Annotated in this window: 1 rRNA gene; it reads right to left on the bottom strand. The window is 54.2% G+C overall.

Annotation, left to right across the window (positions count from 1 at the left end):
* Positions 1–275, bottom strand: a 16S ribosomal RNA gene (locus tag WFK85_RS23495); the annotation flags it as partial.

Raw genomic sequence — 275 nt, 5'->3', positions numbered from 1 at the left:
ATCCGACTTAACAAACCGCCTGCGTGCGCTTTACGCCCAGTAATTCCGATTAACGCTTGCACCCTCCGTATTACCGCGGCTGCTGGCACGGAGTTAGCCGGTGCTTCTTCTGCGAGTAACGTCAATCGCTAAGGTTATTAACCTTAACGCCTTCCTCCTCGCTGAAAGTACTTTACAACCCGAAGGCCTTCTTCATACACGCGGCATGGCTGCATCAGGCTTGCGCCCATTGTGCAATATTCCCCACTGCTGCCTCCCGTAGGAGTCTGGACCGT

Source organism: Cedecea sp. VD22 (assembly GCF_037150195.1).
Taxonomy (GTDB): Bacteria; Pseudomonadota; Gammaproteobacteria; order Enterobacterales; family Enterobacteriaceae; genus Cedecea.
This window is presented reverse-complemented; position numbering and strand designations above follow the sequence as displayed.